The sequence below is a fragment of the Calothrix sp. CCY 0018 genome, assembly GCF_963920925.1.
GTDB lineage: Bacteria > Cyanobacteriota > Cyanobacteriia > Cyanobacteriales > Nostocaceae > Rivularia.
The window spans coordinates 67,095-81,357 of sequence record NZ_CAWUDI010000038.1; the positions used below are offsets into that span (position 1 = coordinate 67,095).

Genomic DNA, 14,263 nt, shown 5'->3' on the forward strand with positions numbered 1-14,263 from the left:
GGGTATTAATTATGAACTTTTTACCCTATTCCTCTACTTCAAACTGTAACCGCTAAAATTGAGCATCAACAGGTTTTTTAGACTTGCTATGCTTTAAAATATTAGACAGTCAGGGGTAAGGATTGTCATATTACTAACTCAATTGCTATAGAAATTAATCGGCGTTAAATGAATATCATAATTAAGAAGTCGGAATCATTAATGCGTTACTTAATGGTTCATCATTTATCTGAAGTGATACCTTTATATATTGTCAATGAGTATCCGAAGTCTGGTGGTACTTGGGTGAGTCAAATGCTAGCTAGGGCATTAAATGTACCATTTCCTAGAAATAGTTTTCCCACACTTCGCTCATCAATAATGCAAGGACATTATCTGAACCCTTCAGGTATGAAAAATATTGTAGTGGTTTGGCGAGATGGACGAGATACTATGGTTTCTTGGTACTATCATTGTCTTTTCAAGCACGATTGTGGAAAAAATGCAGCTTTGGTAGATATTGTTAGCAATGATTTACAGTTCAAAGATCCAGGAGATATCCGTAATAATTTACCTGTTTTTATTGAATACAGTTTTACAAAGCAAAGACATCCACGTTTTTCCTGGACAGATTTTGTTCATCAATGGTATCAGCATCCAGGAATTGTAAGCGTTCATTACGAATCTCTTCATCAAAATGCTGTTAGTCAATTACAAAGGGTTGTTTGGGAACTCACTGGTAAAGATTTAGAAGTAGAAAAAGCAGCAAAAATAGTTGAAGAATTTTCCTTTGTTAGACAATCTGGAAGAAAGCCAGGTGAAGTAAAAATAAACAGTTTTTTACGAAAAGGCGTAGTTGGAGATTGGGAAAATAACTTTAGTCAAGAAGCTTGTGAAGTCTTTAATTATTTTGCCGGAAATGAGTTGATTACCCTTGGTTATGAAAATGATACAACATGGCTTAATTCTGAAGAAATAAAAATAGCTACAAAGTAATTTATTTAAAATTAATTACCATGAGAATTTTAATTTTTAATTCTATTATTCCTTATTCCCTACTATCAAGGAAAATATCTGTAAATATCTTTTCTTTGCAAAGCTCGGATAAAAATAATTACATCATCAACAATTGTCAATCCTATTCTATAATCCCCAACTCTAATACGATAATAGTCACCATCGGCTTTGAGTTTTTTTAGATTATTGATTTCTCCGATATTTTCAGCATTTTCAACTTCTTCTATCGCTGCTTGTATTCTTTGCAGCAAAGTTTCATCTCTAATTTTTCTCAAATCTTTTTCAAAACTCTTCCTGAACTCAACATTCATGCTTTATTTTTTAAAATATTAAAAATTGTTTCTCTACTAACCGGCTCTGTATTTTCACCTTCTTTAATAGCTTTTTCTAAAGCAATATCTTCAATAATTTCTGCAAATAAGTCAGAAAATACTTCTTGATTTTCTCGAATCACTTCAACCAATGCTGTTTTAAATATCTGTTTAATTTTATCTTCGTCAAGATTAAGTTCCGCCATCATAATTTATTGGATAAACTTTGAATTGATGTTAGCACGACTATTAGATTATCTACCAAAACCACTTCGGAATTATTCCCCATCTAAGTTGAATCTATTTGTATCGTAAAGGAAAACACTCGTAGGATGTGCGTAAAGCATAACCCAACAAGTAAAAAATTGGTATTGTTGGGTTTTACTAACGTTCAACCCAACCTACCAACTAAAATTCTTCTTCTCCCAAGATAGTAGGAATATCTCGGCTAGCATGAATAATACGTACTACAGTTAGTAATTCTTCTGACACTAAATAAAAAATCAGATACTTTTCAAAACCTTTTATACCTTACGCAAACCTTGTAAACGAGGATTATTTATATTGTAAAGACTGCCTAAACCAGAATTTTTAGCTAGCTTGGCAATAGTATTCCGTGCTGCATCAAAAAACTTTAAAGCTGCATCTGTATTATTTTGGGCAATATAGTTAAACTTTTCATCAATATCAATATTCGCTTGGGGAGTAATAAAAATCCGTAGTGTCAGTCACCGTAAAGTTGATTTACCGCAGATTTCCACAACCGCAGACGGGGATAACCAGGTTGAACTAAGAAGGAGTCACCACAGTCGGTAAGAACAGCTATGTCATCTGCTAAAATCGGATAACCTTGTTTTGCAAGTGCTGCGGCAGTAGTTGACTTACCAGCACCCTTTTCACCGATAATCGCAATGGCACAATTATCTACTTTAATAACGCTGCTGTGGAGACAAAGTTTTCCTTGCAACCGTAAAGCTGTACCAATAACGCAACCAAAGACTAAGGGCGACGCTTCGCGTATCGCGCATAACAAGAGCGATTTAAGAAAGAACAGAGTGAATTTCCACAAGAAAATCATTCCGAACCTTAGTTTTAGCAATTTCGCCACCATTACTGCAATTTTTTCTGAGAGCGAACTTGGTATTCCTAATTATTCAAAAAATAAAATTAATTAAATCAACCATTTTCCGGTGATTGAGAATCAATAAGTTAGTAGGTTGGGTTGAGCTTTACTAACGGGAGCCTCATTATTGAAAATATACGATAAAGCTCAAACAACCTATAAAGCAAAACTCCCGTCAAGTGCCAGCTTTCGCGCTTAAACCGCCTCAGCTATAATACTATTGGGTTTAACAGTATTGCTTAACAATATTTGACTTATGCTAATCCAGAAAATTGTCCAAGAACTGCAAGATATCCCCGAAGATAAACTAGCAGAACTTTATGACCTAATTCATTACTTTCGATTAGGTTTAGATCGGGAACGTACACAACCCCGCACCCCTGGTTTGTTGAAAGGACAACTCAGTGATAGTTTCTTTGAACCACTGCCAGAAGAGGAACTCCAGCAATGGGAATGAGTTACCTCGTCGATACCCATATTCTTTTATGGTGGCTCTTTGACGACTCAAAACTCGGTATTAACTGCCGATAAATAATTCGCAACCAAGATAATCGCATCATTGTCAGTAGTGCTTCCGCTTGGGAAATTGCTACTAAATACCGTATCGGTAAACTACCTGAAGCCAAACAACTTGTTGAGGAATATTCCCAGATATTGCATCAAGCTAAATTTATCGAACTTGCTATCACTACAGTTCATGCGCTCAGAGCAGGAAATTTACCGATTGCCCATCGAGATCCCTTTGATAGGATGATTATGGCTCAGGCTGAACTTGAAAACTTGCCAGTTCTCACTTACGATGCAGCCTTCCAGACTGGACTGATTCAGGTAATTGCTAATTAATATTTTTTTTCTACTAATTCTTTAACACCGGACAATTAGATCCTGACTAAGCCATAATCTTTGCAGGAAAAAACTTTTTCGCAATTAAATTAAACTCAAGATACAGTATAAATACTTTACTTAATATATAACCTTCAGTATTTACACTAATGTAGAAGCACTCCTAACCTTCTCTTGTACATCTACTCGCTTTCTCTCCACATAATAAGAACCCAAAATCAAAACATCCATATCAGTTCTAAGAAAACATTTAATAGCTTCTTCCGGTGTACATACAATAGGTTCGTTCTCGTTAAAAGAACTATTTAATAATATGGGAATCCCGGTACGTTGAGCAAAAGCACCAATCAAATCCCAATAAAGCGGTAATCGTTCACGACTGACAGTTTGCAATCTACCAGTACCATCAATATGAGTAACTGCGGGAATTAACTCGCGTTTTTCAAAACGAATGGTAAGAACCCTTTCCATAAAAGGTGTAGGTTCCGATGTTTCAAAGTATTCCCCGACAAACTCCTCTAAAATACTCGGTGCAAAGGGACGAAATGGTTCGCGCATCTTGATTTTACTGTTAATAATATCGCGCATATCAGCACGGCGAGGATCTGCTAAAATCGAGCGATTTCCCAAAGCTCTCGCACCAAATTCCATTCTTCCCTGGAACCATCCGATAACTTTACCTTCGCACAGCGCATCAACTACTTGCTCAATTAGTTCTTTTGATTCTAATTTTTTTAAAAATAAATTATCTTGCTCGCTCATTTCTAGAAAACCTAACCCCCCAGCCCCCTTCCCTACGAGGGAAGGGGGAGTAGGAGTAGGATTTATCATAGCCTCTCTCCTCATAGGAGAGAGGTTTGGAGAGAGGTAGAGGTCTTTGTGCAAAGCCTGCAAACATTCCTCATCAGAAAACTCACATCCCCAAGCAGCGCTATCTAAAACAAATCGTCGGGGTTGTTTGAGAATTTGCTGTTCGACATAAAAAGCGGCACCAATAGCGGTACCAGCATCAGCACCACCAGGGGGAACATAAATATTTTTAAAGGGTGTATTTTGGCTGATTTTGCCATTAACCACTGAATTCATCGCGACTCCCCCAGCAAGACAAAGGTTTTCACTGGGGAAACGCTTGTATAAACGATTAAGAAGATGAAAAATAATTTCTTCGGTAACAGCTTGTAAGGAAGCAGCAATATTTTTATGTTTGGAGGTAATTTCTGTACCTGGTTTTCGCATTTCACCCAGAAACTTTTCTAATTCCTGACTATGAAAAGGTTCTACAATGGGCGCTCCTTTGTCCCATTTCATGGAAATACCTTGCTTATGATGGGTAAAATAATCAAGGTTTAATTCTAGTCCATCAGAAGAAGGATAAACTAGCTTGCGGAATGCTTCCAGATATTCCGGTTCACCATAAGCAGCTAAACCCATGACTTTGTATTCATCACCATAATTGGGAAAACCCAAGTACAAAGTTATAGCATTGTAGAGATAACCCAGGGAATGGGGAAATATTGTACGGGAGAAATATTCTAATTGATTGTTTCTTCCTGCTGCTAAAAGAGTACTAGTAAAATCTCCCATTCCATCTACACAGAGAATTGCAGCTTCTGGAAATGGTGAAACAAAGAAACTATGAGCCGCATGGGTGGAATGATGCTCTAAATTATGAATTGTTGCTTTAATTGCATCAACATCACAACCACAAGCTTCGGCTAACTCTTGTTGAATACTGGCTGATTTTCTTTGCTTGCGAAAACGATCAAACAACGATGATAAAGAAGGACGTTTTTGCAGAGTAAACAGCAATTTATGTTTTAAATTCGCTTTGGGATTGAAGGAAACCGCTACACGATCAATTTGCGGGGCAGTAATTCCCCCTGCTTCCAGACAGTAGCGAATTGATTGAGATGGAAATCCAGCCCAATGTTTAACTCTAGTAAATCTTTCTTCTTCAACAGCAGCGATTAACTGACCATTTTGCACTAAACAAGCCGAAGCATCGCCATGAAAAGCGTTTATTCCTAATATATTCATGAAAGATTTTGTTCTTTATAGTGAGAAAATAATTGTTTGTAGTAAGGACTTTAGTCCTAGAAGAAGAGCTATAAATCGCTTACTACGTGCCTTCGGAGCGTGTCCGTTAGCGCTTAGGGTCGCTACCGTAGGTATTGCGTATCCGTCAGGACATTAGGACATACCTTTTTTTATTTATCTTGAATTTTCGCACTTTCTTCTTTACTACTAACGGTCGCAATCAATTCATAACGCTCGCTATCATTTTTACCTTTGTTATAGTAATGGTCGTAATAACCCGAATAACTCGACTTATAACCTTTGACACCGTTAGCAACAATCCCTAATAAATTAATATGCGAGAGATACAAATCTTTTAAAACTTGTCTGACTGCTGGCTTTTGTGTTTTATCCAAACCAACTACCATCATTAAGCCATCCGCTTGACTCGCTAAATATTTGGCATCAGCAAAACCATGTAATGGCGGAGTGTCAATGATGACTAAATCGTATTTAGTTTGAAAATCTAATAATAAATCTTTCATCTTACCAGAAGCAAGCAACCGCGCCGGATTCGGAGGAGTTTGTCCCGCTGTAAGTACGGATAAATTTTCTTCTTCAGGTAAACGTTGAATTAAGTCGTGGGCTTCTGCGGCACCGGAAATAGCGTTAGATAAACCCCATGTATTCGTTAAACTCTCGACATAGCGGTGAACTGTCGGATTACGCATATCTGCATCTACGAGCAAAACTCGCTTACCCATCGCTGCTGCTACTTTAGCTAAATATAGAGAAATAGTAGATTTACCTTCTCCCGGTAAAGCCGAACTGATAACCAGGGACTTTAGTATTTTATCAGGTTCGAGAAAATCTAAATTCGTTTGTAATGATATATAAGCTTCCCAATAAGCAGAATTAGCCAAAGTTCCATTACGGGATAGCTGAGTGATGGCTGTTTTTAACTGCTTGTGATAGGGAATTGTCCCCAAAAAGGTTTGTCCAACATCGTTTTGTAATTCTTCAGGGGAATGATATTTATTATCCAGCTTACCAACAATAATTGCGGCTCCCACTCCAGCTAACACACCAGCAATTCCACCTAAAGCTAAATTTCGGGGAAGATTGGGTGATATTGGTCGTTTCGGTGCTTCAATTTGAGAGATTACTTGCCAAGGAGAAACTTTTCTTGCTGTTTCAATCTGGAGATTTTCTTTTGCACTAAGAAATCGACCTAAACTTTGGTTGGCAATTTCTAATTTTCGATTTAAATCTGTATACTGACGAATAATTACTGCAAACTGTTGTAAATCTTTGCGAGACTGGTTTTCTATAGCATTCAAATATTTTATTCTGGTTTGCAATCCCTGTAATTGAGTTGCTGTTTCAATTAATTTTTGGGCAAGCTGCAAGCGGGTTGATTGTTGAGCAGAAATTGCTGGAAGTTGATTGAGTTCTTTAATGTTGAGTTCTTTAAGAGTTTCAATACCTAAAACCGCTACAACTTCTTGTCTAATTAAAGATAACATCCGCTGTCTTTTTTCCAATAAATCGGCAATTGCAGGATGTCCATTTGTATATCTGGTTGTGTCGGTTGCAAGTTGAGTATCAATTTGTTGTAATTGTTCTTGCAAAGCTAAATAGCGCGGAGCTTCGCTTAATGTCGAAATTACCCGCGCTTGCTTGATATCGACTCCTAACTCCCTCTGTAAACTTTGATAACTAGATTGAGTTTCCCCAAGCAAAGTTAAAGCTTCTTGTTTTTGCTGTAAAGCATTCGCCAAACGTTCGCTTAAAACTTGACTTTGCTGTTCGGTATCTACGAGATTATACTTACGTCGAAAAATCTGTAGTTCTCCTTGGAGTCTGTCTACACGCTTTCTCAAGTCGGGTAATTGAGTATCAACCAGTTTTTCAGCTTGGACGGTACTACTTTTTAATTTATTTAAGGAATAATCTGTATAAGCCTGTTTGAGCTTGTTTAAAATAAATTTGATTTTTTCTGGATTAGTATCTTGATAGCTAACTTCGATAATTGCCGTACCTTCCAAATGCTTTAGCTTCAGTTTTTTAACCAGCTTGTCATAATCCAAGTCAGAATAACGACTTTGAATTTCTGGTAATAGAGGAGAGATAACCTTATAACTCGTCAACACCTCCATTTCCGTCTTAAAATCTCGAAACTGCGGTGGTACAAATGATGCTCGTGTCTGTTCCGAGAGCGGGTTAACACTAGTTTCCGCTGATGGATCGAGAAACAATTGAAACTGTTCTCTGTATATCGGTGTTTGCAGCCATCCTCGATACATCACCCCAGCAGTTATAAACACAGCAATGGGGATTATCAAAAATAAGCGACGACGCAGCACCGCAGCTAGCTGACCAAGTTCCCAAGGGTCAACTTTTTGTTGTTGTGAAGGAATTTTTTCTAAGTATTCAGTCATGCGATCGCACTTTTAAAATTACATTTGATTAAAATTACGCTCATTGAGCATATTGGTTTATTAGTGATAGATGACTGTTCCTAGATTAGCCGTTTGAACTATGCTCGACTCTAATCCAAAATTATAAATAGTCGGTATTAGTCTAAATAAACCAATTGCTTCGGGGCTTCAGTGTTTGCACTTAAATAATAATTAACTTATTGAAAATTTGTCGTAAGAATACATAGGAAGGAATAGAAAACATTTATCAATTTTAACGCTTATATAAAGCCCCCCTTGTAAAGGGGGGTTGGGGGGATCTCAACCAATCCTTTGTACAACATCTTCCAAAGTTAAAACGCGAGTTTTTCTGCTAAATACGTTAGCTTGATAAACCTTTCTATTTGTCATATCCAAACCAGTTAACCAACCGCTTCTGCTATCGTAAGCACCCGTATCAATATCCAGCCAACCGTTCCCCTGCACCAATTTTCCGGGAACAACACCCCCGAATTTAAAAGTTGGTGTATGACCTGCAATAATCAATTTATCGGGAAAATATGGCTTGCTGCTGCTGTAAAAAGGTTGACGAATCCAACAAAATTCTTTTTGGGTTTGCTTATCCAGTGAAAGTTGGGGATTAACTCCCGCATGAACCGCCCAAATGTCTCCCAAATCTAGATATACTGGTAAATTGGAAAACCATTCCAGGTGAACGGGTAGCAAAGAAATGTCCAATTGCAGGTAGCTATTAATGGTTTCTTTATAAGTAGAAGCAGCTTTTTCAATAACTTGTTTGGTAATTTTCTTGCTTTGAAAGTAGTCTAAAAACATTTGTTCGTGATTGCCTAATACGCAATAATACGGACTTTGACGGACAAATTCTACTACTTGAGCGCTTTTGGCACCCCTATTAATCAAATCTCCTAAAAAGTAAACTTGGTCGTTGTTTAATGGTGATATCGTATTCAACAAAAGCATTAAACCGTCGTAGTTACCGTGAACATCACCGATAAAAATTCGCCGTACACCTGTAGCCATTTTAAAAGAAATTGTTTTACTTAAAGAAAAATATTTTAGCAAAAATACCTTGATTATAATTACCAGTTTCTCAAAAAAAGTGTTACAAAAGAAAAAAATATCTATGTAATATAAACTACACTAATCCAGATATTTATGTTAACTTAGACAAGTTTTAGCTTCAATTAATTTTTGTGCAAAAGTGAAGGTATCTATAATTACGGTTGTTCGTAACAATGAGGCGAGTATTGCCCATGCGATTAATTCGGTATTGAGTCAAGATTATCCAGATATTGAATATATTGTGATTGATGGTGGTTCCCAAGATGCTACAGTCGATATTATTAAATCCTACGGTAAGAAAATAAACAGATTTATCTCCGAGTCTGATGAAGGTATGTATGACGGGATGAATAAAGGGTTAAAATTAGCCACAGGAAACATTGTCGGGTTGCTCAACTCAGATGATTTCTACCAACATAAGCAGGTAATTTCCGAAGTTGTGGAACAGTTCATCCGCACAAAGGTTGATTTGATTTTTGGCGATATAGTATTCGTTAACCCTCAAAACCTCCACCAGGTAATTAGGTACTATAGTTCGGCAAAGTTTAATCCCGAATTACTAAGTTGGGGTTGGATACCGGCTCATACAAGCTGCTTTCTCAAACGAGAGGTATATGAAAAATATGGTTATTTTAAAACAGATTATCAACTCGCTGCCGATTATGAGCTACTTTTGAGATTTATCAAAATTCATCAAATATCTTACAGTTATCTTCCCAAAGTTTTAGTCAGAATGCGACCGGGAGGAGCAAGTAATAAGAACCTACTCTGTAGATGGATATCTAATCGAGAGGTTATCAAAGCTTGTGGGGAACATGGTATTAAAACCAATTTTTTTAAACTTTTAGCTAGATATCCCGCAAAAATCTGTGAAAATATCTATAGGAACAACACAGCGTTATCTCCTCAACCACTAGCTAATTCAATTCCCAAATTTTATAATTCTTCTTATGCTGAATCAATTAAAAGAAACATCTAAAACTAAGCACTAGCTACTTATATAGCTGACTTAATTCGTAACTGTATGTAGATATCCGTTGAAATAGTAGGGAAATGAGTAAATTCAATGAATCAAAAAATATTGGGTAGAAAAATTATTTTTTTTGAATTAAACGAAGTACCCTTTCGGATAATCGATTACTATACTCAAAAATATCCCAATTCAGCTTTAGCTCAAAAATTACCCCAATGCTATCAATACGAAACTCATGCAGTAGATTCAATACTGTCTCCTTGGATAACCTGGGCTACATTGCATCGAGGTGTTGATGCAACTCATCACGGCATTTACCATTTCAATCAGAATCTAACTAAAATTAATCAAAAGTTTCCCCCTCTAGAGCAAATACTATCGAGCAATGGTATTAAAACTGGGGTTTTTGGTTCTCTGCACAGCTACCCTTTACCTGATAATTTAGATAACTATAGCTTTTACGTACCAGATAGCTTTGCAACTAACAGCCAATGCTTTCCAGAAAATCTTTCTATCTTCCAAGAATTCAACTTGTTAATGGCAAGAAATTCATCTCGTAATATCTCTACAAAAGTTCCTGTAGAAGCCACCTTAAACTTATTGGCTCATCTTCCCCAACTTGGTTTAAGAATACCAACATTAATCGACACAGCAAAACAATTACTAACAGAACAGTTAAAACCCTACAGAAAAAATCGCAGACGCACTTATCAAGCTGTTCTTGCTTTTGACTTATTCCTCAAACAACTCAAAAGCACTCAGCCAGATTTCGCTACCTTTTTCACCAACCATGTAGCTTCATCCATGCATCGTTATTGGGCTGCATTATTTCCACAAGATTACCAAAATTTTGGCTATAACGATGAGTGGGTTTCTAGATATGATGGCGAGATTGATTTTGCAATGAGTAAATTTGAAAAGTTTTTTACTCAACTAGTGCGTTTCGTCGATAATCATCCCGAATATACATTATGGATAGCATCGAGTATGGGACAGAGTGCAACCACCGCATGGATGGTAAAAACCCAATTAAATTTAACCCATTCGGAAAAATTCATGTCTGCTTTGGGTATTCCCGATGATGCTTGGTATCAAACTCCTGCTATGTTCCCTGAATTCGGGATTGTTGTCAAAGAGCAATGGGTTGAAGAATTTGGCAATAGCCTAAGTCAGTTATCTATAGAAAGGAGATTGATAGAATTTGCTCAAAAAGAAGACGGCTTATTTGCTTTAATTTTTGGTCAGGTTAATTTACCTCAGAAAAAAGTTACAACTGCACTATTAAAAGGACGTTTAATATCTTTAGAAAAACTTGGTTTAGAAAATATTTCAATTGAAGATGAAACTAATACAAATGCTTATCATGTAAATTCCGGTTCTCTATTAATTTACGACCCTCAAGACACTAGCATCAATAAAAATAGAAAGCAGCTTTCTTGTTTAGAAATAGCTCCGATGCTTTTACAAAATTTCTCTGTTAAGATTCCTGAATATATGAGTTTACTAGGCAATATAAATAATAATTCAAATCGGGTTTATAAAGATATGCTCACCACCGATTTAATTCATAATCAATATATTAATCTAAAATCCAAAATCTAAAATCCAAAATTCAGTGACTCAAACCTATCAACCACAAATTAATAATCCAACACAAACCAAAAAATGGTTACATTGGCTGCCTACATTTGGATGGCTTCCTTTCGCTTTAGCAATCAATAGCTTTATTATTCCTCCTGGAACAGCACTTGCTTATTGGGGAAGATGGATAGGATTAATCGTTTTATTAGTTTATGGTTTAAACAAAGTATTTATTTCTGGAAAATGGGAACGCAATAATTTTGACCGCTTCGCTTTTTTAGTATTTACAGTCATTATAATTAGTACAGCTTATGCCGATATAAATGGGGTACTGTATGCAGCAGACTTTTATCAAACAGGTATTTTTAAAGCAGTTTCTTTTCTATTAGCTTATTTATCTTTAACTTGGGGAGTGCAAAGCGTACTTAATTCCTTTGACGATGCTACAGCAATTATTAAAAATTTAGTTTACAGTGCTACTGTTATTTACACTGTTGGATTAATTGGAAATGCACTTAGAGTCATTCCTATTTTAATGGGCGCTCCCAGCGGTATATTTTTCAATCCAAATGCTACAGCCGCTCTAGGAATTGTTATTTTACCTTTATCTATCTGGTTTTCATCCAGACAGAAACACTGGGGAATTTTAAGGTTTCTCCCAACACTAACTATATTTACTGCGATTATTATCAGTGGTGCAAGAACTCCCTTAGTTGCTTTGAGTATCTTATTACTTTACTACCTGATATGCTGGTCGAGATATAAAGGTACAGAAATGTTAATGATATATGGCATTGCTACAATAGCTATTAGCACTTTGTTAATATTAAGTGTAGATTTTTTGCAATCATCTTTATTTGAAAAATTATACGACAATTTAACTACTTCTACAGGTGCGGGTATTACAAGTTATCGCACTAATTTACTTTGGCCTTTGTTTATTGAAAAGATTTTCTCTTCACCAATTTCGATATTAATTGGTAACGGTTGGGGTAGTGAAGAGGCTTTATTATTACATAAATCTGCTCAAAGCATTTTCTTTGAAAGCTTATGGGTAGGAACCGCTCATAATGCTTACCTTGGTTTAACCTACCAAATTGGTTTAATTGGTAGTTTCTTGACATTTCTTCCTTTATGGTCGGTAGTTTTCTATCAAATTCAACAGAGTTCAGGTTATATAAACAAAGAGCATTTTGAATTCAGATTAGCATTAGGAGCCGCTCTTTTAGCTGAACTATGTCTTTGCTTTTTTGAATCAGGATTTTATAACATCGGTTCAGTTCATGCTTTACCCGGTTGGCTAGTTGCTTATATGGCAGTTAAATTGCCATATTTACAAACTGATTGCAAGTATTAATTGCGTATATTTACTTTTAATTTCCCTATTCCCAATTTCCTATTTTATGAAAGTACTTCATGTAATTCCCTCAATTAGCCCATCATTGGGTGGCCCTACTACTGTAGTTTTGAATTTAGTTAAAGCTTTACTAGACAACGGAACTGAAGCAGAAATCGTTACAACCAACCACAACGGTTCAAAATTACTTGATGTTCCTTTATACCAAAAAATCGAATACCAAGGAGTTCCTGTTTGGTTTTTACCTTACTTTTCGCCACCGATGAAAGAGTTTATCTTTTCTCCTGCTATGACCAAATGGCTGTGGCAAAATATTAAGAACTATGACATTCTCGATAACCACTATCTTTTCTCTTATGCTCCCAGTGTCGCTGCGGCGATCGCCAGGTGGCACAATGTTCCCTATACGATTCGTACTCAAGGGCAGTTAACATCTTGGGCGCTAACTCAAAGTAAGCTAAGAAAACAAGTATATTCAACATTGGTTGAACGTCGCAATCTCAACCATGCAGCAGCGATACATTGTACAACGGAAGCTGAAGCGATTGATGTACGTTTTTATGGTGTTAAAGCTCCTATTATCAAATTACCTTTGGGTGTCTCTCAAGTTGCTATTAATCCCCAAGCGGTGGCACAACTTCATTCTAAATACAACATTTCCCCCCAGACTCCGATAATACTATTCCTTTCTCGGCTGCGTCATAACAAACGTCCAGATATGTTAATCAAAGCACTCAATCTTATAAATACCAATTTTCAAGATTTTCATCTTTTGATTGCAGGCACTGGAGAACCGGATTATGTCAACTATTTGAAACAACTTCTTATATCTTTGAATTTAACTAATCGCGTTACATTTACTGGTTTTGTGCAAAACGAGCAAAAGAATTTATTACTACAAGGTGCAGATATGTTCGTTTTACCCTCTGTCTCGGAAAACTTCAGTATAGCCACAGCAGAAGCAATGGCAGCAGGAAAACCTGTATTAGTAACTCCTGGTGTACAGCTTGCTCCAGAAATCATTGCAGCTAATACTGGGTTAGTAGTAGAAGAGAATATTAATGCTTTGTTTCAAGGTATATCTGACTTACTTAGCTCTCCTAAATTAAGAGAAGAATTAGGAAACAACGGCTCTACTTGGGCAAGTAATCGTTATTGTCCCAATCAAATTGCTAGTAATCTTACCCACATATATAAAGCCATTATTAACAAAACTGGTTTTTGTGAATCTGAAATTTCACAAGCCCAAGAATACGGAAGTATTAATAATTTTGATAAAACTGCAATGCTAAGATATTAATTTAGTGACGCTTCATTTCAACATTAGTTTAGAATTAGAATAAGTGTTGAGCAAAATCATATAAAAATTATCATAACTGAGTTAACTATTTGTAATTCATTTATATCTATTGGAATGACGTAACTGCTGGTATTTATTATCAGCAGTTTTCGTTTTACGGCTCACGCCGATGAAAGGGTGAAGTCCTTAAACGCTCGTATTCTTCCTTGATTTTTGTCATTATCTGCGGATAAACCCTCTCTAACTTTTCTCTAAGATGA

Annotated in this window: 14 protein-coding genes; 7 read left to right on the top strand and 7 right to left on the bottom strand. The window is 36.3% G+C overall.

Going from position 1 to position 14,263, the window contains the following annotated elements; translation table 11 throughout:
* Positions 1–168: 168 nt before the first annotated feature.
* Positions 169–975 carry a sulfotransferase domain-containing protein gene (locus ACM03V_RS24700; protein WP_414623446.1) on the top strand — a complete coding sequence of 269 codons (807 nt, stop codon included), beginning with the start codon at positions 169–171 and terminating at the stop codon, positions 973–975.
* 65 nt (positions 976–1,040) lie between these two features.
* On the opposite strand, the gene ACM03V_RS24705 is transcribed toward ACM03V_RS24700, so the two are convergent.
* The 4 genes from ACM03V_RS24705 to ACM03V_RS24720 form a co-directional block, all read right to left on the bottom strand.
* Positions 1,041–1,307, bottom strand: a complete 267-nt coding sequence (locus ACM03V_RS24705; RefSeq protein ID WP_414623447.1) for a type II toxin-antitoxin system RelE family toxin — start codon at positions 1,305–1,307, stop codon at positions 1,041–1,043.
* The gene (locus ACM03V_RS24710; protein WP_414623448.1) at positions 1,304–1,516 is read right to left on the bottom strand and encodes a hypothetical protein; all 213 of its coding nucleotides are present in this window, start codon (positions 1,514–1,516) and stop codon (positions 1,304–1,306) included. Before ACM03V_RS24710 ends, ACM03V_RS24705 begins: the two co-directional genes overlap by 4 nt.
* Positions 1,517–1,831: 315 nt before the next feature.
* Positions 1,832–2,035 carry a type II toxin-antitoxin system RelE/ParE family toxin gene (locus tag ACM03V_RS24715; protein WP_414623462.1) on the bottom strand — a complete coding sequence of 68 codons (204 nt, stop codon included), beginning with the start codon at positions 2,033–2,035 and terminating at the stop codon, positions 1,832–1,834.
* Positions 2,032–2,376: a hypothetical protein gene (locus ACM03V_RS24720; protein ID WP_414623449.1), complete on the bottom strand. Its 345-nt coding sequence runs from the start codon at positions 2,374–2,376 to the stop codon at positions 2,032–2,034. Before ACM03V_RS24720 ends, ACM03V_RS24715 begins: the two co-directional genes overlap by 4 nt.
* A gap of 310 nt (positions 2,377–2,686) precedes the next feature.
* On the opposite strand from ACM03V_RS24720, the gene ACM03V_RS24725 reads away from it, so the two are divergent.
* Together ACM03V_RS24725 and ACM03V_RS24730 are read left to right on the top strand one after the other, a co-directional pair.
* Positions 2,687–2,887, top strand: coding sequence for a hypothetical protein (locus tag ACM03V_RS24725; RefSeq protein WP_414623450.1), 201 nt, complete (start codon positions 2,687–2,689; stop codon positions 2,885–2,887).
* Between the two features lie 98 nt (positions 2,888–2,985).
* Entirely contained in the window at positions 2,986–3,273 is a 288-nt protein-coding gene (locus ACM03V_RS24730; protein ID WP_414623463.1) for a type II toxin-antitoxin system VapC family toxin, read from the top strand.
* A 141-nt stretch (positions 3,274–3,414) separates the two neighbouring features.
* Here the strand turns inward: ACM03V_RS24730 and ACM03V_RS24735 are convergent, their stop codons facing one another.
* From ACM03V_RS24735 to ACM03V_RS24745, 3 genes are all read right to left on the bottom strand, one after another.
* On the bottom strand, positions 3,415–5,310 hold the full coding sequence (locus ACM03V_RS24735; RefSeq protein ID WP_414623451.1) for a carbamoyltransferase: 1,896 nt from the start codon (positions 5,308–5,310) through the stop codon (positions 3,415–3,417).
* 170 nt (positions 5,311–5,480) lie between these two features.
* Positions 5,481–7,730, bottom strand: coding sequence for a GumC family protein (locus tag ACM03V_RS24740; RefSeq protein ID WP_414623452.1), 2,250 nt, complete (start codon positions 7,728–7,730; stop codon positions 5,481–5,483).
* A gap of 300 nt (positions 7,731–8,030) precedes the next feature.
* Positions 8,031–8,750 (bottom strand): metallophosphoesterase family protein, encoded by a 720-nt coding sequence (locus tag ACM03V_RS24745; protein ID WP_414623453.1) that lies wholly within the window; start codon positions 8,748–8,750, stop codon positions 8,031–8,033.
* 181 nt (positions 8,751–8,931) lie between these two features.
* On the opposite strand from ACM03V_RS24745, the gene ACM03V_RS24750 reads away from it, so the two are divergent.
* From ACM03V_RS24750 to ACM03V_RS24765, 4 genes are all read left to right on the top strand, one after another.
* A complete protein-coding gene (locus ACM03V_RS24750; RefSeq protein WP_414623454.1) occupies positions 8,932–9,771 on the top strand; it encodes a glycosyltransferase family 2 protein in 840 nt (279 codons plus the stop codon).
* Positions 9,772–9,858: 87 nt separating this feature from the next.
* A complete protein-coding gene (locus tag ACM03V_RS24755) occupies positions 9,859–11,367 on the top strand; it encodes a hypothetical protein (RefSeq protein WP_414623455.1) in 1,509 nt (502 codons plus the stop codon).
* 13 nt (positions 11,368–11,380) lie between these two features.
* Complete coding sequence (locus ACM03V_RS24760; protein WP_414623456.1) at positions 11,381–12,703, top strand: O-antigen ligase family protein; 1,323 nt, start codon at positions 11,381–11,383, stop codon at positions 12,701–12,703.
* A gap of 46 nt (positions 12,704–12,749) precedes the next feature.
* Entirely contained in the window at positions 12,750–14,003 is a 1,254-nt protein-coding gene (locus ACM03V_RS24765; protein WP_414623457.1) for a glycosyltransferase, read from the top strand.
* The last annotated feature ends 260 nt before the right edge of the window (positions 14,004–14,263 follow it).